General features: G+C 65.8%; 22 protein-coding genes. 10 read left to right on the top strand and 12 right to left on the bottom strand.

The window, feature by feature from the left end; all coding sequences use genetic code 11:
• The first annotated feature begins 96 nt into the window (after positions 1-96).
• The 4 genes from ACQR1H_RS27440 (at position 97) to ACQR1H_RS27425 (ending at position 4,998) form a co-directional block, all read left to right on the top strand.
• Positions 97-2,598, top strand: a complete 2,502-nt coding sequence (locus ACQR1H_RS27440) for a TonB-dependent receptor (RefSeq protein ID WP_434872577.1) — start codon at positions 97-99, stop codon at positions 2,596-2,598.
• A 269-nt stretch (positions 2,599-2,867) separates the two neighbouring features.
• Complete coding sequence (locus tag ACQR1H_RS27435; protein ID WP_434908472.1) at positions 2,868-3,146, top strand: PepSY domain-containing protein; 279 nt, start codon at positions 2,868-2,870, stop codon at positions 3,144-3,146.
• Between the two features lie 47 nt (positions 3,147-3,193).
• On the top strand, positions 3,194-3,802 hold the full coding sequence (locus ACQR1H_RS27430) for a cytochrome b/b6 domain-containing protein (protein ID WP_315803535.1): 609 nt from the start codon (positions 3,194-3,196) through the stop codon (positions 3,800-3,802).
• Positions 3,803-3,975: 173 nt separating this feature from the next.
• Positions 3,976-4,998: a hypothetical protein gene (locus tag ACQR1H_RS27425; RefSeq protein ID WP_315803536.1), complete on the top strand. Its 1,023-nt coding sequence runs from the start codon at positions 3,976-3,978 to the stop codon at positions 4,996-4,998.
• A 223-nt stretch (positions 4,999-5,221) separates the two neighbouring features.
• Here the strand turns inward: ACQR1H_RS27425 and ahcY are convergent, their stop codons facing one another.
• From ahcY to ACQR1H_RS27410, 3 genes are all read right to left on the bottom strand, one after another.
• The gene (ahcY, locus tag ACQR1H_RS27420; RefSeq protein ID WP_315803537.1) at positions 5,222-6,634 is read right to left on the bottom strand and encodes an adenosylhomocysteinase; all 1,413 of its coding nucleotides are present in this window, start codon (positions 6,632-6,634) and stop codon (positions 5,222-5,224) included.
• Between the two features lie 227 nt (positions 6,635-6,861).
• Positions 6,862-8,058, bottom strand: coding sequence for a methionine adenosyltransferase (gene metK / locus ACQR1H_RS27415; RefSeq protein ID WP_315803538.1), 1,197 nt, complete (start codon positions 8,056-8,058; stop codon positions 6,862-6,864).
• Positions 8,059-8,157: 99 nt separating this feature from the next.
• Positions 8,158-9,507 carry a hypothetical protein gene (locus ACQR1H_RS27410; RefSeq protein ID WP_172112675.1) on the bottom strand — a complete coding sequence of 450 codons (1,350 nt, stop codon included), beginning with the start codon at positions 9,505-9,507 and terminating at the stop codon, positions 8,158-8,160.
• A 154-nt stretch (positions 9,508-9,661) separates the two neighbouring features.
• On the opposite strand from ACQR1H_RS27410, the gene ACQR1H_RS27405 reads away from it, so the two are divergent.
• From ACQR1H_RS27405 to ACQR1H_RS27390, 4 genes are all read left to right on the top strand, one after another.
• The gene (locus tag ACQR1H_RS27405; protein WP_434908471.1) at positions 9,662-11,329 is read left to right on the top strand and encodes a caspase family protein; all 1,668 of its coding nucleotides are present in this window, start codon (positions 9,662-9,664) and stop codon (positions 11,327-11,329) included.
• A 181-nt stretch (positions 11,330-11,510) separates the two neighbouring features.
• Positions 11,511-11,888 carry a DUF2147 domain-containing protein gene (locus ACQR1H_RS27400; RefSeq protein WP_315803541.1) on the top strand — a complete coding sequence of 126 codons (378 nt, stop codon included), beginning with the start codon at positions 11,511-11,513 and terminating at the stop codon, positions 11,886-11,888.
• Positions 11,889-11,945: 57 nt separating this feature from the next.
• Complete coding sequence (locus ACQR1H_RS27395) at positions 11,946-12,638, top strand: SGNH/GDSL hydrolase family protein (RefSeq protein WP_316216903.1); 693 nt, start codon at positions 11,946-11,948, stop codon at positions 12,636-12,638.
• Positions 12,639-12,721: 83 nt separating this feature from the next.
• The gene (locus ACQR1H_RS27390) at positions 12,722-13,852 is read left to right on the top strand and encodes an acyltransferase family protein (RefSeq protein ID WP_434908470.1); all 1,131 of its coding nucleotides are present in this window, start codon (positions 12,722-12,724) and stop codon (positions 13,850-13,852) included.
• 40 nt (positions 13,853-13,892) lie between these two features.
• Here ACQR1H_RS27390 and ACQR1H_RS27385 read toward each other — a convergent pair whose 3' ends face one another.
• The 6 genes from ACQR1H_RS27385 to ACQR1H_RS27360 all read right to left on the bottom strand — a co-directional run bounded on the left by ACQR1H_RS27385 (position 13,893) and on the right by ACQR1H_RS27360 (position 20,249).
• Positions 13,893-15,011, bottom strand: coding sequence for a cobalamin-independent methionine synthase II family protein (locus tag ACQR1H_RS27385; protein WP_434908469.1), 1,119 nt, complete (start codon positions 15,009-15,011; stop codon positions 13,893-13,895).
• Positions 15,012-15,454: 443 nt separating this feature from the next.
• The gene (locus tag ACQR1H_RS27380; protein ID WP_315803545.1) at positions 15,455-16,171 is read right to left on the bottom strand and encodes an ABC transporter ATP-binding protein; all 717 of its coding nucleotides are present in this window, start codon (positions 16,169-16,171) and stop codon (positions 15,455-15,457) included.
• Complete coding sequence (locus ACQR1H_RS27375; RefSeq protein WP_315803546.1) at positions 16,171-16,917, bottom strand: ABC transporter ATP-binding protein; 747 nt, start codon at positions 16,915-16,917, stop codon at positions 16,171-16,173. The genes ACQR1H_RS27380 and ACQR1H_RS27375 overlap by 1 nt, the downstream gene beginning before the upstream one ends.
• Positions 16,914-17,951: a branched-chain amino acid ABC transporter permease gene (locus ACQR1H_RS27370; RefSeq protein ID WP_315803547.1), complete on the bottom strand. Its 1,038-nt coding sequence runs from the start codon at positions 17,949-17,951 to the stop codon at positions 16,914-16,916. Before ACQR1H_RS27370 ends, ACQR1H_RS27375 begins: the two co-directional genes overlap by 4 nt.
• A gap of 7 nt (positions 17,952-17,958) precedes the next feature.
• Positions 17,959-18,828: a branched-chain amino acid ABC transporter permease gene (locus tag ACQR1H_RS27365; RefSeq protein ID WP_315712905.1), complete on the bottom strand. Its 870-nt coding sequence runs from the start codon at positions 18,826-18,828 to the stop codon at positions 17,959-17,961.
• A 239-nt stretch (positions 18,829-19,067) separates the two neighbouring features.
• The gene (locus ACQR1H_RS27360; RefSeq protein WP_315803548.1) at positions 19,068-20,249 is read right to left on the bottom strand and encodes an ABC transporter substrate-binding protein; all 1,182 of its coding nucleotides are present in this window, start codon (positions 20,247-20,249) and stop codon (positions 19,068-19,070) included.
• A 284-nt stretch (positions 20,250-20,533) separates the two neighbouring features.
• On the opposite strand from ACQR1H_RS27360, the gene ACQR1H_RS27355 reads away from it, so the two are divergent.
• Positions 20,534-20,833 carry a hypothetical protein gene (locus tag ACQR1H_RS27355; protein WP_315803549.1) on the top strand — a complete coding sequence of 100 codons (300 nt, stop codon included), beginning with the start codon at positions 20,534-20,536 and terminating at the stop codon, positions 20,831-20,833.
• An 11-nt stretch (positions 20,834-20,844) separates the two neighbouring features.
• Here the strand turns inward: ACQR1H_RS27355 and purU are convergent, their stop codons facing one another.
• On the bottom strand, positions 20,845-21,708 hold the full coding sequence (gene purU / locus ACQR1H_RS27350) for a formyltetrahydrofolate deformylase (RefSeq protein ID WP_316180092.1): 864 nt from the start codon (positions 21,706-21,708) through the stop codon (positions 20,845-20,847).
• A 156-nt stretch (positions 21,709-21,864) separates the two neighbouring features.
• Here purU and ACQR1H_RS27345 point away from each other — a divergent pair, with 156 nt between their 5' ends.
• A complete protein-coding gene (locus ACQR1H_RS27345) occupies positions 21,865-22,707 on the top strand; it encodes a uroporphyrinogen-III synthase (RefSeq protein ID WP_434895912.1) in 843 nt (280 codons plus the stop codon).
• A 128-nt stretch (positions 22,708-22,835) separates the two neighbouring features.
• Here the strand turns inward: ACQR1H_RS27345 and fcl are convergent, their stop codons facing one another.
• Complete coding sequence (fcl, locus tag ACQR1H_RS27340) at positions 22,836-23,789, bottom strand: GDP-L-fucose synthase (RefSeq protein WP_434908468.1); 954 nt, start codon at positions 23,787-23,789, stop codon at positions 22,836-22,838.
• Positions 23,773-24,828, bottom strand: coding sequence for a GDP-mannose 4,6-dehydratase (gene gmd / locus ACQR1H_RS27335; protein ID WP_409997946.1), 1,056 nt, complete (start codon positions 24,826-24,828; stop codon positions 23,773-23,775). Before gmd ends, fcl begins: the two co-directional genes overlap by 17 nt.
• Positions 24,829-24,831 lie beyond the last annotated feature (3 nt).

The following is a 24,831-nucleotide window of genomic DNA, read 5'->3' as shown; positions in this document are numbered from 1 at the left end:
GCAGCGTGCCCGCAGCCGCCTCGTCGCAACGTGTTCACGAGGCCACGGCGCGCTCGCTGCCAGGCGCCTCTCCCATTCCTATTCCGAGATCCCATCATGGACCATTGTTCGACACCCGTCCGGCGGGCGTTGCTCCGCTCAACCACCGTGCTGACATCGCCGGCGCTGCTGGCATTCGCCGTTTCGAGCCCCGTGCTCGCACAGGACCCATCGCACGCTCGCTCCGGCACCACGTTGCCGCAGGTGACGGTCACTGTCCCGCAGCCCCGCCCGGCCGCCCGAACGGCAGTCCGCCGCAGGGGCGCACATGCGGCGACGATCAATCCGGCAGTTGCGCCACCGCCGCAGGCGGCCTCATCCGACGGCGTCGCCACGCCTCCCGGCGCCACTTCGGTTGCGCCGGGTGACATCCTGGCGAAGCGGGCCACCACGAGCGACACGGCTGCGCTGTTTGCCGATGTGCCCGGCGTCAGCCTCTATTCGGCCGGCGGAGTCTCGAGCCTGCCAGCGATCCATGGCCTCGCCGACGACCGCCTGCGTATCAAGGTCGACGGCATGGACACCATCGCCTCGTGTCCCAATCACATGAACCCGGCGCTGTCCTACATCGATCCGGCCCAGGTCACCGCGGCCAAGGTCTGGGCGGGCATCACGCCCGTGAGCGTCGGCGGCGACTCGATCGGCGGCACCGTCGCGGTCAACTCGCCGGCGGCCCTGTTCGCGGCGCCGGGGCAGAGCCTGCTGACCAAAGGCAGCATCGGCACGTTCTACCGCAGCAACGGCAACGTGCGCGGCGTCAACCTGTCGGCCACCATGGCCACCGAGAACTACAGCGTCAGCTACAGCGGCGCTGCGGTCAAGGCAGACAACTATACGGCCGGCGGCAACTTCAAGAACTTCACCCTGAGGAGCTCGATCACGCCGGTGCTTCCCCTCGATCAGGTCGGCTCATCCGCCTACGAGACCAGGAATCATCTGATGGGCGTCGCCTGGAGCAAGGACGGCCAGCTCATCGAGCTGAAGGCGGGGGTGCAGGAGGTCCCCTATCAGCTCTACCCGAACCAGCGCATGGACATGCTGGGCAACGATGCCTACAGCGTCAACCTGCACCATCTCGGCCGGTTCGACTGGGGCGATCTGGACACCCGCCTCTACCATCAGTCCGTCGATCACTACATGAACTTCGGCGGTGATCGGCTGTTCTCGTATGGCACGCTGAAGCCGCCGAACACGACGGGAGCAAGCTATCCGGTCAACGGCATGCCGATGTATACGCGCACCAAAACCAACGGCCTGACCTCCAAGGCCGACATCACGCTGTCGCCCCGCGAGGTGGTCCGCGTCGGCGTCGATCTGCAGACCTACCGTCTCGACGACTGGTGGCCGCCGGCCCCCGATTGCGGCGTCGGCAACTGCATCGGCGGCATGGCGCCGCTGACGTTCTGGAACATCAACGGCGGCAAGCGCGACCGGGCCGGCGTGTTCAGCGAGTGGGAGGCGAAGTGGAGCCCGTCCTGGCTGTCGCTGCTGGGCGTCCGGTTCGAGCGCGTCGAGACCGATACCGGGCCGGTCGTCGGCTACAACACCAGCACCACGCCGCTGACATCGGGGTTCATGTCCGGCATGTACGAGACGAGCTCGGTCGGCTCCCGCGCGGCGTTCAACGCCATGGATCGCTCGCGAAAGGACAACAATATCGACCTGACGGCGCTGTTCCGGAACACGCCGAGCGTCAATCTCACCTTCGAGTTCGGCGCGATGCAAAAGACCCGGTCGCCAAATCTGTACGAACGCTATTCCTGGTCGCGCAACACCATGGCGCTGGAGATGAACAACCTCGTCGGCGACGGCAACGGCTATCTCGGAAACCCCGATCTGAGACCCGAGGTCGCACATACCGTGAGCTTCACCGGCGCCTGGCACAGCGCCGACCATGAGGCCGAGCTTCGGCTCACCCCCTACTACACCCATGTGCGCGACTACATCGATGCGGTGCAGTGGAAGGCCGCCACCAACACCGCTGCCGTGCCTGCCGTCGCCAACCAGTTCGTGATCATGAAGTACATGAACCAGCAGGCACGGCTGTACGGCTTCGATCTGTCCGGCAAGGTGCCGCTGGGCAGCACGCCGGTCGGCGATTTCGGCCTGAAGGGAGTCCTGAGCTACACCAACGGCAGGAACCTCGACACCGGAAGCGGCCTCTACAACATCATGCCGATCAACGGCAAGCTGACGCTCACGCACCGGCTTGACGGCTGGGACAGCGGCCTCGAGCTGGTGATGGTGGGCCGCAAGTCCGACGTCTCCGTCGCGCGCAACGAGCTGAAGACCCCGGGCTACAGCCTGGTCAACCTGCGCAGCAACTACACCTGGCAGAGGTTGCGCATCAGCTTCGGCGTCGAGAACCTGTTCAACAAGCTCTACTACCTGCCGCTCGGCGGCGCCTATGTTGGCGAGGGCGCATCGATGTCGTTCAACAAGGAGGCCGGGACCGTCGCTGCCACCGGCGGCGGCGTATCGGGCACCGCGACGATGTGGGGCACCGCCGTTCCCGGTCCCGGACGCTCGTTCTATCTGGGGGCGAACCTGGAATTCTGACGCCGGCATTCGCAGCACTGCCCTGTCCCGCAAGCGGGACAGGGCGAGAGCGGGCGCCAGACGACGACAGCGTCGCGACCAGCTGCACGAGCGAGACGTAACGTCGCGCATCGCGCCATCTGCGATTCTCGGCCGAAATCGCGGCCCTCACGAACTTGGAAAAGCTCTAAGAGCGATTCCAGCCGCCGCTCCGTTGACACATCGGGGCGGTTGCCGTCTCCACTGATCCCACGATGCATCGTATTTGAATTTGCTCATTGGAGGGATTGATGAGACTGACCATCGCCGCCGTGTTCGGTGCCGCACTCGCCGGCTTCGCCATCTCGCCGGCTCTGGCCGACGGCTACAAGGACTGCACCAAGCTCGACAAGGCCCAGTGGAAGCCGACGGCCGAGGCGGAAGCCAAGGCCAAGGAAGCGGGCTACGAGGTGCGCCGCTCGAAGGTCGAGGGCTCCTGCTACGAGGTCTACGGCGTCAAGGGCGGCAAGCTGTATGAGCTGTTCTACAGCCCCGAGGATCTCAGCCTGAAGCACACGATCGCCAAGTAGTTGGCGCAAGCGTCGTCCAGCGTGCTGAACGACGTGACGTGAGAGCCATGCACGGCACAGCCCCCAGAGCCAGCCTGAAACGCCAGGACACCGCCGACACCGTGCAGGTCTGGGACCTGCCGCTGCGGCTGTGGCACTGGATGCTGGCCGTGCTGGTGCTCATCGCCTGGGTGACGCCGAACGTCCACGACGGGCTGCACCGGATTGCGGGCTACGCGATCCTCGGCCTGCTCGCCTTTCGCCTGATCTGGGGCATCATCGGTACGCGCCATTCGCGCTTCCGCAGTCTCCGTGCCCGGCTGCGCGCGACGCCGGCCTACCTGTGGAATCTGCGGCGCGGCAGGACCGGGCGCTATCTCGGGCTGAATCCCGCCGGCACGGCGATGCAGCTCGCACTGCTGCTGCTGCTGATCGTCTCCGCGGTGACCGGCGCGATGCAGGTGACCGTGCGGTTCTTCGGCATCTGGTGGGTCGAGGACACCCACGAGGTGACGTCCTATCTGCTGATCCCGCTGGTGGTGCTGCATGTCGCCGGCGTCGTGCTGGTGAGCCGCCTGCAGCACGAGAATCTCGCCCGCGCCATGCTGACCGGACGCAAGCTGCTGCGGCGAACGATGCAGCGTGGGCAGCAGTCCAGCACAAGAGTCGACTCATAAGCGACACACGGAACTCACAATCGCGCACCGTTGCGCTGATGTCACAGTTCCCGCAAAAGCCGCTCGCCACGGGCGTCGTGTTATTGCACCTCGCCGCCAAGCGCCGAACAATCGCAGGTATCGGATACCTGACCGCCCCTCACCAGCAGGGGCTCGGATTTTGGGGAGACCGGATGATGAGCTCGCAGCAGCTTCTGACGCGTGCGTTGTGTCGGTCCGTTGTCCTGGTAGCTTGTGCGGCGGCTTGGCCCGCGGCTGCCGCCGAGATCGAGGCGGCGACGCCGCCCATCGTCGCGGAGCCGATCGCGACGTCGCCGCAGCCGACCGCAGCCGAGCCTGCGCTGACGACCGCGTCGATCACCCCATCGGCCGTCCTGCCCGCGGACGAACAGGCCGCGCCCGACGCGGCAACCGAACCGCCCCGGCCCACCGTCGCCAGCGCCGACCGCATCGAGATCCTCGACGAGTGCCCCGACATCGATGCCTGCATCGACCGCTATCTGTTCGCGCTGTATGAGCGCGCGCCGAAGCTCGACAAGATCCGGGAGACCGAGCGCCGCGTCGTCACGGTCAAGCGCAAGGGCCGCATGGTGAAGGTGACGCGCGCGTTCACCAAGCTCGTCGACAATGACTTCACCTGGAAGGATCCGAAGGCGGCCGACCGCGTCGGCCGCAGCATGATGGAGTATGTGATCGGCGGCATGGACCGCGGCTTCAAGCTGAAGCTGTTTCATACCCTGCACGCCGCCGAGGCCGCGGGTCTCGCGCCGGGCATCACCAGCGGATTCCGCGACGATTATCGGCAGGAGATCGCGAGCGGGCTGAAGGCCGCCAGCAACCGCTCCTATCACGGCGGCAGCCTGCGCGGCGGCTACGGCCATGGACTCGCGGCTGACATCGTCAGCGTCAACGGCGCGACGCGCGCGCAGCGCTGGATCGCGACCGAGGCGCTGTGGAAATGGGTCGACGCCAACGGCAAGACGTTCGGCATCGGCCGGCCCTATCTCGACCGCGACCCGCCGCATGTCGGCCCGGTCGACGGCGAGGAATATGCCAAGCATCGCGCGCCAGCCGTGAAGGTGGCGGCAGCGGAGACGAAGAAGCGCAAGCGGATCGCCGCGCGACCGGAGCATCACGCGGCCAAGCGCGCGAAGGCGGTCCGCGCGTCGGCGCTGGCGTCGCGGCGGACGGGGTGATCGTCTCGTTCGCTGCAGGTGGTAGCCGGTCATCGATGTCGTAGAGCGCGCCACTACCTCCGTCATTGCGAGGAGCGAAGCAATCCAGAGTCCCGCCCACGACTCTGGATTGCTTCGCTTCGCTCGCAATGACGGCGCCCCACTGCCGCACCGTCAATGACTCAGGCAAAAGGCCGGGGCAATGCCCCGGCCTTCGTCGTCTCGCCGCGCGTCGCGCCGGAACTCAGTAGCGGTAGTGGTCCGACTTGAATGGGCCTTCCGGCTTGACGCCGATATACGAAGCCTGGTCGGGACGCAGCTTGGTAAGGGTCACGCCGATCTTGGCGAGATGCAGCATCGCCACCTTCTCGTCCAGCGACTTCGGCAGCACGTAGACTTCCTTCTTGTACTTGCCGTCCTTGTTGTTGGCGTAAAGCTCGATCTGCGCCAGGGTCTGGTTGGTGAAGGACGCCGACATCACGAAGGACGGGTGGCCCATCGCATTGCCGAGGTTCACGAGGCGGCCTTCGGACAGCAGGATCATGCGCTTGCCGTCGGGGAAGGTGATCTCGTCGACCTGCGGCTTGATGTTGGTCCACTTCAGGTTCTTCAGCGAGGCGACCTGGATCTCGTTGTCGAAATGGCCGATGTTGCAGACGATGGCGCGATCCTTCATCGCGCGCATGTGCTCGATGGTGATGATGTCCTTGTTGCCGGTGGCGGTCACGAAGATGTCGGCGCGCGGCGCGGCGTCCTCCATCGTGACGACCTCATAGCCCTCCATCGCCGCCTGCAGAGCGCAGATCGGGTCGATCTCGGAGACCATGACGCGGCAGCCGGCCTGGCGCAGCGAGGCGGCCGAGCCCTTGCCGACGTCGCCGAAGCCCGCGACCATCGCGACCTTGCCCGACATCATCACGTCGGTGCCGCGGCGGATGCCGTCGACCAGCGACTCGCGGCAGCCATAGAGGTTGTCGAACTTCGACTTGGTGACGCTGTCGTTGACGTTGATCGCGGGCCACAGCAAGGTGCCGGCCTTCTGCATGTCGTACAGGCGATGCACGCCCGTGGTGGTCTCCTCCGAGACGCCCTTGATCGACTTGGCGATCTCGGCGAAGTAGCCCTTCGGCTTCTCCTTGAGCTGCTTCTTCAGCAGCGCGAAGAACACCTCCTCCTCCTCGGAGGCCGGCTTGTCGAGGAACGCCGCGTCGCCGTTCTCGGCGCGCAGGCCGAGATGGACGTACATGGTGGCGTCGCCGCCGTCATCGAGGATCATGTTGGGATGGCCGCCGCCATGCCAGTCGAACAGTTTTGCGGTGTAGTCCCAGTAGTCGACCAGCGTCTCGCCCTTGACGGCGAACACCGGAATGCCGGCGGCGGCGATCGCGGCGGCCGCGTGGTCCTGGGTCGAATAGATGTTGCAGGAGACCCAGCGGATGTCGGCGCCGAGCGCCTTCAGCGTCTCGATCAGGACCGCGGTCTGGATGGTCATGTGCAGCGAGCCCGCGATGCGCGCGCCCTTCAGCGGCTGCTTCGGGCCATACTCCTCGCGCGTCGCCATCAGGCCGGGCATCTCGGTCTCAGCGAGCGAGATCTCCTTGCGGCCGAACTCGGCGAGCGAAATGTCCTTGACGATGTAGTCGTTGAAGGCGGTCATGAGATCATCCTCTGTCTTCGCGCGAACGCGACATTCAGCAAATCGAACAGCAATGGTTCGTCATGCCCGGCCTCGTGCCGGGCATCCACGTCGTCAGTCGTATCAGTCACCTCAACTCAAGACGTGGATGGCCGGGCCTCCGCCTCGCCGAAGCGGCTTCGGCCGCGCAGGCGGGACAAGCCCGGCCATGACGCCTCGAACATTCAGGCGGCAAGCGCCGGCAATGCTTACACCGCGCGCTTGAACGCCTCGGCGAGGTCGGTCTTCTCCCAGGAGAAGCCGCCCTCGTTGTCCGGCGTGCGGCCGAAATGACCGTAGGCCGCGGTGCGCGCGTAGATCGGGCGGTTGAGGTCGAGATGCGAGCGGATGCCGCGCGGGGTGAGGTTCATGACCTCGGCCGCCGCCTTCTCCAGCTTGTCCTCGGAAACCTTACCCGTGCCGTGGGTGTCGATGTAGATCGACAGCGGCCGCGCCACGCCGATCGCGTAAGCGAGCTGCAGCGTGCAGCGATCAGCCAGACCAGCGGCCACGATGTTCTTGGCGAGGTAGCGCGCAGCATAGGCCGCCGAGCGGTCGACCTTGGTCGGATCCTTGCCGGAGAACGCGCCGCCGCCATGCGGAGCCGCGCCGCCATAGGTGTCGACGATGATCTTGCGGCCGGTCAGGCCGGTGTCGCCATCGGGGCCGCCGATGAAGAACTTGCCGGTCGGGTTGATGTGCCAGATCGTGTCCTTGGTAATCCAGTCCTTCGGAAGCGCCTCGCGGACGTAGGGCTCGACGCGCTCGCGCACCTGCGCCGAGGTCATGTCCTCGACCAGATGCTGATGCGAGACGACGATCTCGCGCACGCCGACCGGCTTGCCGTTCTCATAGCGCACGGTGACCTGGCTCTTGGAGTCCGGGCCGAGCACCTTCTCGACGCCGGAGTGGCGGGCTTCGGAGATCAGGCGCAGGATCTTGTGGGCGTAGAAGATCGGCGCCGGCATCAGATCGGGCGTTTCGTTGCAGGCGTAGCCGAACATGATGCCCTGGTCGCCGGCACCCTCTTCCTTGACTTCGCCGGGCTGCAGCGCGTCGACGCCCTGGGCGATGTCGGCCGACTGCGGATGCAGCAGGATCTCGATGTCGCAGGTCTTCCAGTGAAAACCTTCCTGCTCGTAGCCGATGTCCTTGATGGCTTCGCGCACGACGTGCTCGATGTGCTCGTTGGTGACCGAGGCCGGGCCGCGGGTCTCGCCGGCGATCACGACCTTGTTGGTGGTGGCAAGCGTCTCGCAGGCGGCGCGGATCTGCCAGGGGTCGATGCCGGCCTTCGGCCCTTCACGGTAGAACAGGTCGACGATCTCGTCGGAAATACGGTCGCAGACCTTGTCCGGATGGCCCTCGGACACCGACTCCGAGGTGAACAGATAAGACGCGCGCATCAAGCAACCCCTTCTTTGCCGCCCACGGCGGTCATTTGTATTGATCCCAAGTCTCTCGATCCCAAGTCTCTTGATCCCAACTGTCCTGATCCCAGGATGTCAGTCGCGACGCCGCGAGATGACGTAGGACTCGTCGTAGAACCACAGCCCGTTGTGCTTTCGCAGAACCTCTCTGGCGGCGTCGAGCGCACGAGACGAGTGGGCCACCTCGGTCAGGCGGTCTTCCTCGATCTGCGCGACATACACCGCCGCGTTCCAGGCTGCAAAGGCCGTCGAGGTTCCGATCGCACCGGTGACCTCGTTGGGCAGAGCCTCCATCTCATACCTGAAAATCGAGCGATTGTCCGCATAGGCGTTAAAATTTAAGTCTCGCCCACTGGAGCCCAGCTCGTATTTCACGGCGCGCAATAGCTCATGGCGGCTGACCGAGAAAGGATTTTCTCCGGGCCAGACCGCCTGGATGATGTCCAGGCCGGGATCCTGGCCGTGGGAGTGGATTCCGATCAGCCGGCCGCCCGGCTTTAAGGCACGCGCCAGCGGTGCGATGATGCGCTTGGCGCGGAAATTGACCGAGGACCGGGCTCGGTAGGGCTGGGAGGCGATGATCAGGTCGAAATTGGCCTCGACCCGTCCGGCCCGCGGGATGATGCCGTCGAGCAGAAAGCGGTGGTCCTCGCGGTACAGCACCAGCGCGATCGGCCGTTCATAGACCGGCATGCCGGTGCGCTGGGAGACGTTGGCGCGCCAGTTCTGCTCCAGAAACGGCTTCAGCGCGGTGATCTGGGCCTCGAAATCCCCGGACGAATCGCCCTGCAGCACGACCTCGTGCCAGATCATCGACGCCGCGACCGAAGGCGACGCCGGCGTCAGCCAGGGCGCCTCGGCATAGTTCATGTTGGTGAACACGAACACGCTGGCCGGATGCTCGAACAGCCGGTCCGGCACCTTCTCCAGTGTCAGCCGGACGTCCTCGAGGCTCAGCTCCTTGCCGGCGACATAGAACGGAATATGCGGAAAACGGCCGTGCATGGTGCGCAGCACCTTCGACAGCACGGTGCCGTCGCCGACGCCGGCGTCGAACAGCCGCAGCGCCGGCGGCCGCGGATGGATGCTGGCGAGCTCGAGGCCGACACGCTCGGCCACCACCCGCTTCTCGCTGCAGGTGTGCACGAACAGCAGGTATTTCTGGCGGTTCTCGAAGAAGCGGAAATTGCTCTTGGGATCGCGCTTCTCCGGCACGACGTCGAGCCGCGGCGGCGGCAGCGTGCCGGTGGAAGCCGCGATATAGGCCTGGATGCGGTCCAGCGTATCGATGGTGATGCGCTTGCCCTCGCGCAGCCGCTGCACGAGCTTGCCGTCGTTCACGGCCCGCCGGCCGAACGTCGATTCCGCCATGTCCGACTGGCGGCAGAACTCCGTGATCTGGGCGAGCAGCTGGTCGTTCTTCATTCGGTCCGACGGGTGGGAAATGTAAGTGGGCAGCGCGCCCTTGGCCCAACCTCCTAGCACCATCTGCCCACCATTGGAAAGAGCCTGAACCCGGACCCTTCCGGACGCAACAAACCGGATAGGTTCCTGCCTCTCGTCCCCACGGTCCGTGCCGATGCGCCGCTCCCTCCTGCTGCCGATACCGCTGCTGGCTGCCCTCTGGACGTCTCCCGGCCTCGCCCAGTCGAAGTCCCAGCTCGGCCCGCTCTGCACCACCGAGACGACGCCTGCGGACCAGATGATCGCCGCCTGCAACAAGATCATCGCGCTGAAGGTGTTTTCCGGCAGCCAGCTGGCGACGATCTATTTCTGGCGCGCAGTCGGCTGGAACAAGAAGGGCGACTACACCCACGTGATCGCCGATGCCACCGAGGCGCTGCGGCTGGCACCGGCGCAGGCGATCTACAATCTGCGCGGCTCGGCCTACTACGACAAAGGCGAGTACGAGATCGCGATCGCCGACTTCAACGACGCCATCAAGAGCGGCGCGCCGAGCGGCACGCTCTTCCACAACCGCGGCAACGCCTATCGCGGCACCGGCGACTACGCCAAGGCGATCGCCGACTACGACCAGGCGATCAGGCTGATGCCGAAATCCGCGTTGTCCTGGCAGAATCGCGGCATCTCCAAGGAAGCGACCGGCGACCTCGATGGCGCGCTTGGCGACATCAACGAGGCGATCCGGCTCGATCCGGCGCTGGCCTCGCCGCTGATCAACCGCAGTGTGATCTGGCGCGCCAAGGGCCATCTCGACCGCGCCGTCGCCGACGCTTCGGAGGCGGTCCGGCTCGCGCAGAATCCGCCGGCCAACGTGATGACGCCGCCGGGCAGCGTCGTCATCGCTGCCCATGTGCATCGTGCGCTGGCCTATGAGGCCAAGGGCGAGTTCGACGCGGCCAAGGCGGATTACGCCGCGGCGCTGACGCCGACCGCATCCGATGCCGGCAGCAAGGCCAACCAGGCCACCGCCAGGGTGCGTCTGTCGCTGCTGTCGGAGGCGGTGGTGCGCCCCCAGCCGCGGCCGGAATCCACGGCCCCCTCCTCGGCCGCAGCGGCGCCGACGGGGCAGCGCATGGCGCTGGTCATCGGCAACGGGGCCTACGCTCACGTGCAGCCACTGCCCAATCCGCCGCGCGATGCGCGAGCAATCGCTAGGAGCCTGCGCGACATCGGCTTCACGGTGACTGAGGGCATCGATCTCGACCGCGCGGCGATGCAGGCCAAGACGCGCGACTTCCTGCGCGAGGCGACGCGGGCGCAGGTGGCCGTCGTGTTCTATGCCGGCCACGGCGTGCAGATCGACGGCCGCAACTATCTCCTGCCCACCGACATCGCACCGTCCGCGGGCAGCGATGTGGTCACGGCAATGGTCGACATGGACCAGATCCTGGCCGGGCTCGACGACCAGGTCCGCACCAACATCCTGATCCTCGATGCCTGCCGCAACAATCCGTTCGCGCCGCCGGAGACGGCAAGCGCCGGACCCGGCCGGGGTCTCAGCGCCACCGGGCTGGCCGCACCATCGTCGCTCGGTGCTGGCGCGACGTCCGGGGCCGGCACGCTGATCGCGTTCGCGACCGCGCCGGGCAAGGTCGCGCTCGACGGCGACGGCGACAACAGCCCGTTCTCGGCGGCGCTGACCCGCCACATCGGCACGCCCGGGCTCGAGGTGCAGCAGATGCTGACGCGCGTACGCGCCGAGGTCGTGGCCGGCACCAAGAACCGGCAGGTGCCGTGGTCGAATTCCTCGCTGCTTGGCGAAGTCTATCTGGCGGCGAGATAAACCTGGGGCTGGGCAGGCACTGCCACAGCCCGACCATCACAGCCCGCGAGACAGGTGCGGCACGCCCGAATCCTGATATCCTTTCTGAACAATGGAGACCAAGCGTGTCGCCGTCGGCCCGCCGCATCGCCGACACGATCCGCTAGCAACAAGTTCGTCTCGAAGGATGAGGGAGGCTCGCATGATCGGTCGTTTCGTTGTCGGACTAGGTGTGTCGCTCGCGCTGGCGGCAGGCCCGGCGCTCGCCGACGATGTCAGCGGCGTCTGGCTGCGCGAAAGCGGCGCCTCCAAGGTCAGATTCGCGCCCTGCGGCGGCGCCATCTGCGGCACGCTGGTCTGGATCAAGGAAGGCACGGTTACCCCCGCCAAGGTCGGCCAGCGGCTGTTCTCCGGCATGAAGCCGACCGGACCCAACGCCTGGGCCGGCAGCTACAGCAATCCCGACGACGGCAAGACCTACGATGCCAAGATGACCCTGTCCGGCGGCACGCTGACCACGGCCGGCTGCGCCTTCGGCGGCGTCATCTGCCGTTCCTCGACCTGGACGCGGACGAATTAGAGCTCCGTTTGCGAATTCATACTACGGTCGGGTCACATCAGGGCATCGATCGTCCATATGGCAGCGAAAACGCAGGCGCGGCTGGGATTCGTGCTGTTTGCGGTGATCACCGCGGCAGCCGCGACGTTCGTGCTGGCACGCCGCTCGGCGACACCGTCCGGCAGCGACCACCGCATGGTCCGCCAGCTCGTCGTCCACTACAATCTGCTGGCTCGCCCCGATGACCCGATCATCGTGCTCGGTGACAGCATCGTCGAGGCGGCGACGCTGCCGGCCAGCGCCTGCGGGCATCCGGTCGTCAACGCCGGTCTCGCCGGCGCCGGGACGCGCAGCGATCTCGCCGGCTGGCTGAAGCCCGCACTCGGGCCGAAACGGCCGTTCGCGATCATCGTCTCGCTCGGCGTGAACGACGCGCTGGCCGCCAAGCCCGACTCCAGCGAGGTCTTCGCTGCGCGCTACGAGGCCCTGCTGCGCGAGCTGTCAAAGCTCACCACGCGCATCTTCATCGCCGAGTTTCCCTCCGTCGAGGCGCGCGGGCCATTCACGCCGGCCATGGAGAAGGCCGCCGCGGCGAGCATCACCGGCTATCGCGCCGTGCTGCCGGACCTCGCAAGGCGCACCGGCGCGACCTTCCTGCCCCTGCCGCCGATGGAATCGCCGTTCACGCTCGAAGGCATCCATCTGAATGCCACGGGCTATCGGTCCTGGGACCAGGCGATCCTGCAAGGAACCGAGCTCGCCTGCCGCTGATCCGCAGGCTGCGAAAACATTCCTTCACTTCGCGCCGGCTAGGATTGGGCGCACATCCCGTCGAGACGGTTAACGATCACCGCATGGCCCTGCCTCACACATCGACATCGTCTGGGACTCACAAGCTGCTCGGGCTCGAGCTGCTGCGTTTCATCGCCACGATCTCGGTGCTGTTGTGGCACTATCCGCACTTCGCCTACGTCGCCGACGCGCCGGTCGATCTCGTCCGAAGCGAATTGCCATTCTACCGCGTGCTGTTCCCGTTCTACGAGCTCGGCGAATACGGCGTGGTGATCTTCTGGTGCATCTCCGGGTTCATCTTCTTCTGGAAGTACAGCGCGCTCGTCCCGGATGGCGCGGTCGACGGCTGGACCTTCTTCGTCAACCGGCTGTCGCGGCTCTATCCGCTGCATCTCGCAACGCTGCTGCTGGTCGCGGGGCTGCAGGCCCTCTATGTCGCGCAGCACGGCTTCTTCTTCGTCTACCAGAGCAACGATCTCGCTCATTTCGTCGCCCAGCTTTTCATGGCGAGCGACTGGCTGCCGCCGACCGGGGTCAGCTTCAACGGCCCGATCTGGTCGGTCTCGATCGAGGTGCTGGTCTATGCCGCGTTCTTCCTGGCGCTGCGTTTCGTCACCGCATCGCCGCTGTTGAACCTGGCGATGATCCTGGCCGGGATCGCGAGCGGGACGCTGGTCGGAAAATGTTTCGTGTTCTTCTATGCTGGTGGCCTCGCCGCGATGGCGCGGCAGAGCGTTGCCGATGCCCCGTACCGGCCAAAACTGGAGGCGCTCGCCGCCTGCGCCGTCGTCGGCATTCCCTTGGCGCTGCGGGTGTCAGGCATCGCGCTCGCCGAGCGCGCGGCAGCGCTCCTGCTCGTCTACACACCGCTCCTGTTGTTCGTCTGCACAACCCCGCTGACACTGCCCAAGCGTGTCGAAGATCTGCTGCAGGCCGCGGGCAACATGACCTATTCGTGCTACCTGCTGCACTTCCCGATCCAGCTCATGATCGCGCTGGCATTCGCGTCCTGGGGCCAACCGATCCCGTACGGCAGCCAGCTGTTCTGGATCGGCTTCATGGGACTGACCCTGACGGCGGCATATCTCACTTATGCCGGCTTCGAGGCCCCGGCGCAGCGGCTGATCCGCCGCACGCTGCTGCGCAAAAACGAAGCGGGGCGGATTGCTCCGGCCCCGCTCCCACGTCATTGATCATCGCCTGATCGCCAGGCGCGCTGCCTCAGGCAGCTGATTACTTGCCCCAGATCTCCTCGGCGAGCTCGACGCAGAGGCGCAGCTTGGCCCACTGCTCTTCCTCGCTCAGGATGTTGCCTTCCTCGGTGGAGGCAAAGCCGCATTGCGGCGACAGCGCGAGCTGGTCCAGCGGGGCGAACTTCGAGGCCTCTTCCAGGCGGCGCTTGATGTCGTCCTTCTTCTCGAGCTCGCCGACCTTCGAGGTGACGAGACCGACGACGACGACCTTGTTGCCCTTGGGCAGGAAGCGCAGGGGCTCGAAGCCGCCGGCACGCTCGCTGTCATATTCCAGGAAATAGCCGTCGTAGTTGGTATTGGCGAGCATGGTCTCCGCAACCGGCTCGTAGCCGCCCGAGGAGATCCACGTCGAGCGGAAATTGCCGCGGCAGACATGCGTGGTGATGGTCATGTCGGCCGGACGCTCGGCGATCGCGTAGTTGATGATGCGCGAATAGATCTGCTGCAGGCCGTCCGGATTGTCGCCGCGCTCCCTCGCCTTCTGCAGCTCCTCCTGCGAGCACAGATAGGCCCACACGGTGTCGTCGAACTGCAGATAGCGGCAGCCGGCGTCGTAGAACGCCTTCACGGCCTTGCGGTAGGTCTTGCCGAGATCCTCGTAGAAGGCGTCGAGATCGGGATAGACGTCCTTGGAGATCGATTTGCGGCCGCCTCGGAAGTGCAGCACGGCCGGCGACGGGATCGTCATCTTCGCCGTCACATGCGCCGTATCGGCGTGCTTCTTCAGGAAGCGGAAATGGTCGAGCATCGGATGATCGGCCGGGAAGTCGAGCTTGCCGATAACGCGCACCGCGTCATGACGGGTCTGCACGCCGGTGAACTGAATACCGGCGTCCGGGTGAAACAGCTCGCAGCCGGTCAGCTTGGCGAGGAAGTCGAAATGCCACCAGGAGCGGCGGAACTCGCCGTCGGTCGCAAGCTTCAGGCCGGTCGAGGCCTGGCGATGCACGACCTTCTCGATCTCCATGTCCTCGATCTTTGCGAGGTCGGCCGCCGAGATCTCGCCCTTCTCGAGCTTGGCGCGGGCTTCCTTGATCTTCTGCGGCCGCAAGAGGCTGCCGACTTCGTCGGCGCGGAATGGGGGCTTGGTGCGTTGCATGTGCTCACTCCTTGGAAGGCGTCGATTCGTTGGATAGGGTTGTTGGACCGGCCGCGATCTGTCCTGGCTGGTCACCTGGGCAAAGCGTGATGGACTGGGTCCATCCCCTACCCCGTATCCGGTCGGTATACAATTCTGTCGAAGAGAGATCGTGGAGAGGCACGGCGCGATCCATGCCAGGTGCGGTGGTCTGGCCAATTCCGACCGCGTTCGATGGGCAATCTTGAGGTGACCCCATCAAATCCGTCTCCAGGCAAAGCGCCCTCGGGATAACGAGGCTCCGGCCGCCAGGGCGTCACAACTGGATTCTGCATACCGATGTTGACGACGGCCGCGCCATACCGCCAGACCTTCCGCGCGACCTCGGTCGATTGCGCGAGCCACGCTGTCCCCGCAACCAATGATGACGCTTCAGCTCGTCGCGTTCAAGCCTATCGATCAGGTCAGTGCGCGGCAGCGCTCGCGACGCCGAGATGCCGCTCCAGGGGCGCCGGATCGGCCTTCAAGGCGCTCGACGGCGCATCGTGCACGATGGTGCCGCGCTCCAGGATCACGACACGGTCGGCCAGCGCCAGCAGCTTCTGCGCGTGCTGCTCGACGATGATGGAGCACAGCCCGCCGGCGCGGCTGATGGTGCCGATCGCAGCCAGCAGCTCCTCGACGATGATCGGCGCGAGGCCTTCGGTCGGCTCATCCAGCAGCAGCACCTTGGGATTGAGCGTCAGCGCGCGGCCGATCGCCAGCATCTGCTGCTCGCCGCCGGAAAGCTGGTTGCCGAAATTGTTGCGCCGCTCCTTGAGCCGCGGAAACATCTGGTAGACGCGCTCGACCGTCCAGGGTCCGGGCTGCGCCACCGCGGTCATGTTCTCCTCCACCGTGAGCGAGCGGAAGATGTTGCGCTCCTGCGGCACCCAGCCGATGCCGGCGCGGGCGCGCTGGTCGGCGCGAAGAGCCGTGATGTCGGTGCCGGCCAACGCGAGCTTGCCGGAGAAGCGGCGGGTGACTCCGACGATGGAGTTGATCAGCGTGGTCTTGCCGGTGCCGTTGCGGCCGAGCAGCGCCAGCACCTGCCCCTCGGGCAGCTTCAGCGACATGTCCGGCAGCACGACCGCCTGGCCGTAGCCGGCGCGCAGGTTCTCGATTGTCAGCAGATCGGTCATCACGCGGCCTCGCCGAGATAGACGGCCTTGACCTGCGGATCACGCGCGACCTCGTCGGGCGCGCCCTCGACCAGCAGCGCGCCGGAGACGAGAACCGAGATGCGGTCGGCGAAGGAGAAGACGAGATCCATGTCGTGCTCGATCAAGAGCACCGTCACGTCGCGCGGCAGCGCCGCGACGGCGGCGAGAATATCCTTGCGCTCGCCCTCGGGCACGCCGGCGGCGGGCTCGTCGAGGAGCAGAACGCGCGGGCGCGCGGCGATCGCGACCGCGATCTCCAGCAGGCGCTGCTTGCCATAGGGCAAGGTCGAGGTGCGATCGTTCATCACGTCGAGTAGCCGGAAGCGCTCCAAGGTCTCGGCGATCTCGGCATTGATGTCGTCGCGCGTGCCCATGCGCCGCCACCAGTTGCCGCCGCCGCCGAGTCGCTCGGAGACCGCGAGCCCGATCGTCTCCAGCGGCGTGAGGTCCGGATAGAGCTGGTTGATCTGGAAGGTGCGCGACAGGCCGCGCAGCACGCGCTTGTGCACGGGCAGGTCGGTGATGTCCTGGCCTTCGAGCAGGATGCGCCCCGCGCTCGGCTCGAGCACGCCAGTGAGCTGATTGATGACTGTGGTCTTGCCGGCGCCGTTCGGACCGATCAGCGCATGGCGCGCGCCCGGCGCGATCTGCAGCGACAGATTGCGGGTGACATGGAGGCCGCCGAAATGCTTGTCGAGGCCGCGGGTTTCCAATGCGTAGGTCATGGCGCCTCGTTATCGGTGAGGGCCACCGCGGCCTTGCGGCCGGCGATCTGCCGAAGGATGAGATTGGGCAGCCACAGCGCATAGGCGTGGATGCGATGGCGGCCGACCAGAACGATGACGACGAGCACGAGGCCGATCCAGAACATCCAGTATTGCGGCGTGATCCACTGGAACAGCTCCTGCAGCATCCGGAACACGGCGGCGCCGATCAGCCCGCCATAGAGATAGCCGGATCCGCCGATGACCAGCATCAGCACGAGGTCGGCGGAGCGCTCGAACGAGAACACGTCGAGCGAGGCCAGCGCCGTGGTCTGGGTGAACAGCGCCCCGGCAATGCCGGCGTAGAACGCGCCGACGGTGTAGATCGCGATCAGGCGCTTGTTGACGGGAATGCCGACGGCGGCGGCGCGCAACGGATTGTTCTTGATCGCGCGCAGCGACAGACCGAAGGGGGAATGCACGATCGTCCGCGCCAGCAGGAACAGCACGAACAGCACCGCGAGCGCATAGAAGAACCCGGTCTTGCCGAACATGTCGAAGGCGAACACGCCGAAGATCGGCTGGATGTCGATGCCCTGGAGACCGTCGGTGCCGCCGGTGATGTTGGAGAAGCGCTCCGCCAGCGCCTCCATCAACAGCGCGATGCCGAGCGTCACCATCAGCCGCGTCAGGTCGACGCCGCGGATGACCAGGAAGCTGGTGGCGAAGCCAAGCACGGTGGCGGCGAGGCCGGCCACGATCAGCGCCAGCACCGGCTCGTTGATGATGCCGTGCACCGAGAGCAGGCCCGCGCAATAGGCGCCGACACCGAAGAAGGCGGCGTGGCCGAGCGAGACGATGCCGGCATAGCCGAGGATCAGGTCGAGCGACAGCGCGAACAGCGCCAGCCGCAGGATCTCGGTCATGATCAGGTAGCGCGAGGGAAACGCCAGTCCGACCGCCAGCACGACGATCCAGAAGGCGAACTCGCTCCAGTGCCAGCGGCCGTGCTGCCTGGCGTGAAATCCGACCTCGGTTTGTGCGTTCGTGGTCATGCGATCCTCACCGCGTCGCCGTGCGGCCGAACAGGCCGTTCGGACGCCAGATCAGGATCACGATCATGATGGTGTAGATGACGAAGGGGCCGAGCTTCGGCACGTAATATTTGCCGGCGACGTCGCCGATGCCGAGCAGCAGCGAGGCGAGGAACGGGCCGGTGATCGACGACGAGCCGCCCACGGTGACCACGATCAGGAAGTAGATCATGAACTTCAGCGGGAAGTATGGATCGAGGCCGAGGATCTCGGCGCTGAGCGCGCCGCCCAGGCCGGCGAGCCCGCAGCCGAACGCGAAGGTGAAGGCGAACACCTGCGGCACGTTGATGCCGAGGCCGCTCGCCGCGCGCGGATCATCGACGGCGGCACGCAGCCGGCTGCCGAACCGCGTCTTGGAGAGCACCAGCTGCAGCCCCACCGTGAGCAGCCCGCAGATGACGATGATCATCAGCCGATAGCGGCCGATGCCAACGCCGAAGACGTCGAACTGGCCCTGCAGCACGTCGGGCAGATTGATGAAGATTCGCGAGGAGCCCATGATGTAGTCGACCGCGGCCACCGTCATGAAGACGAGCCCGATCGAGAACAGCACCTGGTCGAGATGGCTGCGCGCATAGAGATGCTGATAGAGCGTCCGCTCCAGCAGCGCGCCGATCATGGCGCTCGCGACGAAGGCCAGCGGCAGCGCCGCGAAGAACGGCCATCCCATCCGGTTGACGAGCACGGCGCAGACGTAGCCGCCGGCCATGGCGAAGGCGCCATGGGCGAGGTTGACGAAGTTCATCAGGCCGAGCGTCACGGCGAGCCCGCAGGCCAGCACGAACAGCAGCATGCCGTAGGCGACGCCGTCGAAGAGGTTGGTGAGGATGGCGGTCATGGAGTCTAGTTTCAGTCCCCAGTCATCCCTTCATCCGAAGGGCATGCATTCAATGCTTGCTCGGTCTGCGCCTCCCCCGCCTGCGGGGGGAGGTCGGATCGCATCTGAACGATGTGATCCTGGTGGGGGACATCTCTCCACACCACGCGTGTGCCGTGGGGTACCCCCACCCCAGCCCTCCCCCGCACGCGGGGGAGGGAGCGCACCGTTCGTGCGCGCTCGAGATGACGCCTATCGCGTCACTTCTTGGCCTTGCCCGGATCCTTGACGGCCTCGAAGGTCTGGAACTCGACGTTGTAGAGCTCGCCGTCGACCTTCTCGACCTTGCGGATGTAGACGTTCTGAACGATGTCGCGCGTCTCCGGATCGATCGAGATGGGACCGCGTGGGCTCTCCCAGGCCATGCCCTTCATCGCAGCAAGCAGGGAATCGCCGTCGGTCTTGCCACCGGTCTTCTTCAGCGCCTCGTAGATCAGATGGATGCCGTCGTAACCGCCGACCGCCATGAAGCCCGGACGGCTGTTGAACGCCTTCTTGTAGGCCGCGACGAACTCCTTGTTCTTCGCCGACGGATGCGCCGCCGAATAGATGTGCGCGGTGACGGCGCCGAGCACGGCGTCGCCCATGTCGTTGAGCAGGTCGTCGTCGGTGACGTCACCCGGTCCGATCACCTTGATTCCGCTCTTGTCGAGGCCGCGCTCGGCATATTGTTTCATGAAGTTGCCGCCCTGGCCGGCCGGCACGAACACGAACATGGCGTCCGGCTTGGCGTCCTTCATGCGCTGCAGGAACGGAGCGAAGTCGGGGTTCGCCAGCGGAACCTTGATTTCCTCGACGATCTCGCCGCCGCCGGCGGTGAAATGCTCCTTGAACGAGGCCAGCGCGTCGTTGCCCGGCGCATAGTCCGAGGTCAGCGTGGCGACCTTCTTGATGCCGTTCTTGACCGCCCAGTCGCCGATGATCGTCGAGGACTGCGGCAGCGTGAAGCTGGTGCGGACGATGTAGGGCGACTTCTCGGTGATGATGGAGGTGCCGGCCGCCATTACGACTTCCGGGATCTTGCCCTGGGTGGCAAGCGGCGCGGCGGCGAAGGCCGCCGGTGTCACGCCGAAGCCGGCGATCACATTGACCTTGTCGTTGACGATCAGCTCCTGCGCCAGACGCTTGGTGTTGTCGGGCAGCGCCGCGTCGTCCTTGAGGATGACCTGGATCTTCTTGCCGGCGACGGTGTCGCCGTTCTGCTGCATGTAGAGCTTGATGGCATTGTCGATCTGCTTGCCGGTCGACGCCTGGCCGCCGGTCATCGGCACGATCAGGCCGATCTTGAACACGTCTTCGGCCCGCGCCGCACCGGACGCGAGCGCAGCCGCGGCGAGCGCCGCACTGGCGGCGAGCGTCAGTGTCTTGTTTCGCACGAACATTGAAACTACCTCCCTGGTCGGATCAGGACCGCAGCCCCCGGCCATTGTTGTCTTAACCGTGCGATCTCGTTCACGATATCGCGGGCGCATCGCTGCGGACTTGGGACCCCGTTGTCAATGGCGATCATGGGAGGCTTCGTGAACGGTAGGTTTCCGCAACGGACCACCGATCCGTGATTGGTATATTAATACCCAAACCATCGAACGGCCAAATTTTACCAATTGATGGCAAGTCGTTAGGGTCCGGGCCGCGGGTCGCCCGCAGCACGAAAGGTCCCCCGTCAATGCCGGCCAGACGCCCCCACCGGACCAGGCTCTTTCCGGCCGCGATGATGCTTCTGGCCGCGGCCGGGCCGATCCTCGCCGGCTGCTCGTCGATCAATGAGAAGGTCGGCGCGGGGATGGGCGATCTGATGCCGCAATGGGCCGGCGGCCTGCCGGCCGACGCGCCACCCCGGCCGGGCACCCCCGAATACGACCGGTTCATGCAGGAGCGCGAGCGGCAGCGGCAGTTGCCGGCCGCCGAACGCGACAAGCAGACGCAGTCCAACGCCAACGCGCAGGCGACCGCCCCCGGCCGCTGACGGCGGCGACATCAATCCATGAAGACGACGGTCTTGCGGCCGTTGAGGATGACGCGGTCCTCGAGGTGATAGCGGATCGCCCGCGCCAGCACGCGCCGCTCGATGTCGCGGCCCTTGCGCACGAGATCGTCGGGGGTGTCGCGATGGCTGATTCGCTCGACGTCCTGGTCGATGATCGGGCCCTCGTCGAGATCGCGGGTGACGTAATGGGCGGTAGCGCCGATCAGCTTGACGCCGCGCTCATAGGCCTGGTGGTAGGGTTTCGCGCCCTTGAAGCCCGGCAGGAACGAATGGTGGATGTTGATGCAGCGGCCCGACAGGCTCGCTGACATCTCGTCCGACAGGATCTGCATGTAGCGCGCCAGCACGACGAGATCGGTCCTGGTCTCATCGACCAGCTTCAGGATGGCCTGCTCCTGGTCGCGCTTGGTGTCCTTGGTGACGGGCATGTGGTGGAACGGAATGTCGCCGAAATCGAGCCCGGCATAGGTCTCGCGCGGATGGTTGGAGACGATCGCGGTCGGAATCATCGCGAGGTCGCGGGTGCGCCAGCGATAGAGGATGTCGACGAGGCAATGGTCGAACTTCGACACCAGCAGCATCACCCGGCGCTGCCCGGCGCGGTCGCGCATCTGCCAGTCCATCGCAAAGCGTTCGGCAATCGCGGCGAAGCCGGTCTGCAGCGCCGGCAGGTTGACCGCGAGGTCGGCCGCCGTGAACACCACGCGCATGAAGAAGTGACCCGTCTCGAAGTCGCCGAACTGCTGGGCGTCGAGAATGTTCTGGCCGTTATGGGCGAGGAAGGTGGAGACGGCCGAGACGATCCCGGGACGATCCGGGCAGGACAGGGTCAGGACATATTGATGGTCGGACATGGCGTGACGTTACCGGGCGGATGAAGAAGGGGTGAATGATGCGGCAGGCTTGTCGCCCGTTCGGGCCCTGCTCTATCACCCTCCGCGCGCTTGCGCCAACGCTCGGCCCGTGGGCAGGATGAACAAAACATCAACTCTCAAACTTCGAGCATCGTCATGGCTGACAGGCTGACCGGCAATCGCATCCTGATCCTGGAAACCCGCGAGGAGGCGCAGTTCTCGCGGCTGCTCGCCGAGCAGGGCGCCGACGTGCTGCAATGTCCGATGTTCACGATCGAGGATGCGCCGGACCCGGCGCCGATCGAGGCCTGGATTCGCCGCTGTAACGAACGGCCGTTCGACGATCTCGTGCTGATGACCGGCGAGGGGCTCAGGCGGCTGATGACGGTGGCGCGCCGGATCGGCGTCGAGGCCGAGTTCATCGCCGCGATTGGCAAGGCCCGGACCTTCACCCGCGGCCCCAAGCCGGGGCGCGCCTTGCGCGAGCTCGGCCTGGAGGCGCAGGTCACCACGGAGAAGCCGACCTCGGAAGGCGTGGCCGAACTGCTGGCGAGCTACGACCTCGCGGGCCATCGGCTCGGCCTGCAGCTTTATCCCGACAAGGATCATTCGGCGCTGATCAGTGCGATCAAGGCGGGTGGCGCCGAGGTCGATCCGGTGCTGCCCTATGTCTATGATGCCAAGGCGGCGGATGCGAACATCCTCACCGCGATCGACGAGATGATCGCCGGCAAGGTTGACGCGATCGCGCTGACGAGTTCGGGCCAGCCGCGGCGGCTGTTCGACGTCGCCAGGGCGCACGGCGTCGAGGCACGCCTGCGTGAGGGACTGGCACGCACGCAGATCGCCTCCGTCGGGCCTGTGGTGACGGAGGAGCTGGCTGCGCATGGGCTGACGCCGTCGATCACACCGGCGGGCGAGGCCTATTTCATGAAGCCGCTGATCTCGGCGATGGCCAAGGCGCTGGGTGTGAAAGTGCCGCCAGCGGCGCGTTACTAACAGTGTCGTCCCGGGCTTGACCCCGGACCTATAGCCACCAATCGCGATGAGGCAGGCAACTACCAGCCCCGTTCCCAGATAGCGTCCGCGGTATGGGTCCCGGCGTTCGCCGGGACGACAGCGGAGGGTTAGGGGGCGGCCTGCCCCGTCTCCTGCAGAAACGCTTGATACGCGCGCGCGATGCCTTCCTTCAGCGACGTCGTCGCGCGCCAGCCGAGCTTCGCCAGGCGCGAGACGTCGAGCAGCTTGCGCGGCGTGCCGTCGGGGCGCGAGGTGTCGAAGCTGATCCGTCCCCGATAGCCGACCGTCGCCGCGACCACACGGGCGAAATCGGCAATCGTGATGTCATCGCCGGTGCCGATGTTGACCAGCCCGGCCTCCGAATAGGTCTTCATCAGGTGCACGCAGGCATCGGCCATGTCGTCGACATAGAGGAATTCGCGCCGCGGCGTTCCCGTGCCCCAGACCACCACCTCCGGCGCATCGGCGAGCCTCGCCTCATGGAAGCGGCGGATCAGCGCCGCAACGACGTGGCTGTACTCGGGATGGTAGTTGTCGCCGGGACCATAGAGATTGGTCGGCATCACGTTGATGAAATCGGCGCCATACTGGCTGCGATAGGCCTCGACCATCTTGATGCCGGCGATCTTGGCGATCGCGTAGGGCTCGTTGGTCGGCTCCAGCGGCCCGGTCAGCATCGAATCCTCGCGCAACGGCTGGGGGGCGAGCTTGGGATAGATGCAGGAGGACCCGAGAAACATCAGCTTCTCGGCGCCGTTCACATGCGCGGCGTGGATGACGTTGGTGGCGATGGCGATGTTCTCGTAGATGAACTCGGCACGCAGCGTGTTGTTGGCGACGATGCCGCCGACCTTCGCCGCGGCGAGGAAAACGGCCTGCGGCCGGGCGCGCGCAAACCATGAGAACACCGCCGCCTGGTCGCGCAGATCGACCTCGCTGCGCGGCACCGTCAGCAGTTCGACGCCTTCGCTCGCCAACCGCCGCACCAGCGCGCTGCCGACCATGCCGCGATGGCCGGCGACGAAGACACGCTTGCCGCGGAGATCAAATGGCGTGGCCACTGCTCGCCTCCCGCCGTGCGGCGCACAGATCGCTGGCGACCATCTCCTTGACCAGTTGGGCGAAGCTCGTCCTTGGTTTCCATCCGAGCTTGTCGCGCGCCTTGCTGCAATCGCCGATCAGGAGGTCGACCTCGGTCGGGCGGAAATAGGTCGGGTCGATCCGCACCACCGCCTTGCCGGATCTCGCGTCGATCCCGGTCTCCTCGACCCCCTCGCCGCGCCATTCGATGCGGCGATCGACCTCGGCGAAGGCGAGCTCGACCAGCTCGCGCACCGAATGGGTCTCGCCGGTCGCCAGCACGAAATCGTCAGGCGTATCGGCCTGCAGGATACGGTGCATGCCCTCGACATAATCGCGCGCATGGCCCCAGTCGCGCTTGGCCTCGAGATTGCCGAGATAGATCGTCTCCTCCAGGCCGGTCTCGATGCGGGCGACGCCGCGGGTGATCTTGCGGGTCACGAAGGTCTCGCCACGGATCGGGCTCTCGTGGTTGAACAGGATGCCGTTGCAGGCGAACATCCCATAGGCCTCGCGATAGTTCACCGTGATCCAGTAGCCGTACAGCTTGGCGCAGCCATAGGGCGAGCGCGGATAGAACGGTGTCGTCTCCCGCTGCGGGATCTCCTGCACCAGGCCGTACAGCTCCGAGGTCGAGGCCTGGTAGAACCGCGTCTGCTTCTCCATGCCGAGAATGCGAATGGCTTCCAACAAGCGCAGAACCCCGAGCGCGTCGGCATTGGCCGTGTATTCCGGACTCTCGAAGCTGACGCCGACATGGCTCTGGGCCGCGAGATTGTAGATCTCGTCGGGGCGGATCTGCTGCACCAGCCGGATCAGGTTGGTGGAATCGGTCATGTCGCCGTAATGCAGCAGGAACGGGACGTTGCCTTCGTGCGGATCCTGGTAGAGATGATCCACCCGCGCGGTATTGAAGGACGATGACCGCCGCTTGATGCCGTGCACAGTGTAGCCAAGGCCGAGCAGATATTCGGCCAGATAGGCGCCGTCCTGGCCCGTGACGCCCGTGATCAGGGCCACGCG

This window comes from Bradyrhizobium sp. HKCCYLRH2015 (assembly GCF_051168215.1).
GTDB lineage: Bacteria > Pseudomonadota > Alphaproteobacteria > Rhizobiales > Xanthobacteraceae > Bradyrhizobium.
This window is presented reverse-complemented; position numbering and strand designations above follow the sequence as displayed.

Excerpts from the sequence above, each read along its gene's own strand:
- ACQR1H_RS27405 (WP_434908471.1), top strand. The coding sequence starts at position 9,662 with ATGCGCCGCTCCCTCCTGCTGCCGATACCGCTGCTGGCTGCCCTCTGG.
- ACQR1H_RS27440 (WP_434872577.1), top strand. The coding sequence starts at position 97 with ATGGACCATTGTTCGACACCCGTCCGGCGGGCGTTGCTCCGCTCAACC.
- ACQR1H_RS27425 (WP_315803536.1), top strand. The coding sequence starts at position 3,976 with ATGATGAGCTCGCAGCAGCTTCTGACGCGTGCGTTGTGTCGGTCCGTT.
- purU (WP_316180092.1), bottom strand. The coding sequence starts at position 21,708 with ATGTCCGACCATCAATATGTCCTGACCCTGTCCTGCCCGGATCGTCCC.
- ACQR1H_RS27375 (WP_315803546.1), bottom strand. The coding sequence starts at position 16,917 with ATGACCTACGCATTGGAAACCCGCGGCCTCGACAAGCATTTCGGCGGC.
- ACQR1H_RS27410 (WP_172112675.1), bottom strand. The coding sequence starts at position 9,507 with ATGAAGAACGACCAGCTGCTCGCCCAGATCACGGAGTTCTGCCGCCAG.
- ACQR1H_RS27435 (WP_434908472.1), top strand. The coding sequence starts at position 2,868 with ATGAGACTGACCATCGCCGCCGTGTTCGGTGCCGCACTCGCCGGCTTC.
- ACQR1H_RS27345 (WP_434895912.1), top strand. The coding sequence starts at position 21,865 with ATGGCTGACAGGCTGACCGGCAATCGCATCCTGATCCTGGAAACCCGC.
- metK (WP_315803538.1), bottom strand. The coding sequence starts at position 8,058 with ATGCGCGCGTCTTATCTGTTCACCTCGGAGTCGGTGTCCGAGGGCCAT.
- ACQR1H_RS27385 (WP_434908469.1), bottom strand. The coding sequence starts at position 15,011 with ATGCAACGCACCAAGCCCCCATTCCGCGCCGACGAAGTCGGCAGCCTC.
- ACQR1H_RS27355 (WP_315803549.1), top strand. The coding sequence starts at position 20,534 with ATGCCGGCCAGACGCCCCCACCGGACCAGGCTCTTTCCGGCCGCGATG.
- ACQR1H_RS27430 (WP_315803535.1), top strand. The coding sequence starts at position 3,194 with ATGCACGGCACAGCCCCCAGAGCCAGCCTGAAACGCCAGGACACCGCC.
- ACQR1H_RS27365 (WP_315712905.1), bottom strand. The coding sequence starts at position 18,828 with ATGACCGCCATCCTCACCAACCTCTTCGACGGCGTCGCCTACGGCATG.
- ahcY (WP_315803537.1), bottom strand. The coding sequence starts at position 6,634 with ATGACCGCCTTCAACGACTACATCGTCAAGGACATTTCGCTCGCCGAG.
- ACQR1H_RS27370 (WP_315803547.1), bottom strand. The coding sequence starts at position 17,951 with ATGACCACGAACGCACAAACCGAGGTCGGATTTCACGCCAGGCAGCAC.
- ACQR1H_RS27400 (WP_315803541.1), top strand. The coding sequence starts at position 11,511 with ATGATCGGTCGTTTCGTTGTCGGACTAGGTGTGTCGCTCGCGCTGGCG.
- ACQR1H_RS27360 (WP_315803548.1), bottom strand. The coding sequence starts at position 20,249 with ATGTTCGTGCGAAACAAGACACTGACGCTCGCCGCCAGTGCGGCGCTC.
- ACQR1H_RS27380 (WP_315803545.1), bottom strand. The coding sequence starts at position 16,171 with ATGACCGATCTGCTGACAATCGAGAACCTGCGCGCCGGCTACGGCCAG.
- ACQR1H_RS27390 (WP_434908470.1), top strand. The coding sequence starts at position 12,722 with ATGGCCCTGCCTCACACATCGACATCGTCTGGGACTCACAAGCTGCTC.
- ACQR1H_RS27395 (WP_316216903.1), top strand. The coding sequence starts at position 11,946 with ATGGCAGCGAAAACGCAGGCGCGGCTGGGATTCGTGCTGTTTGCGGTG.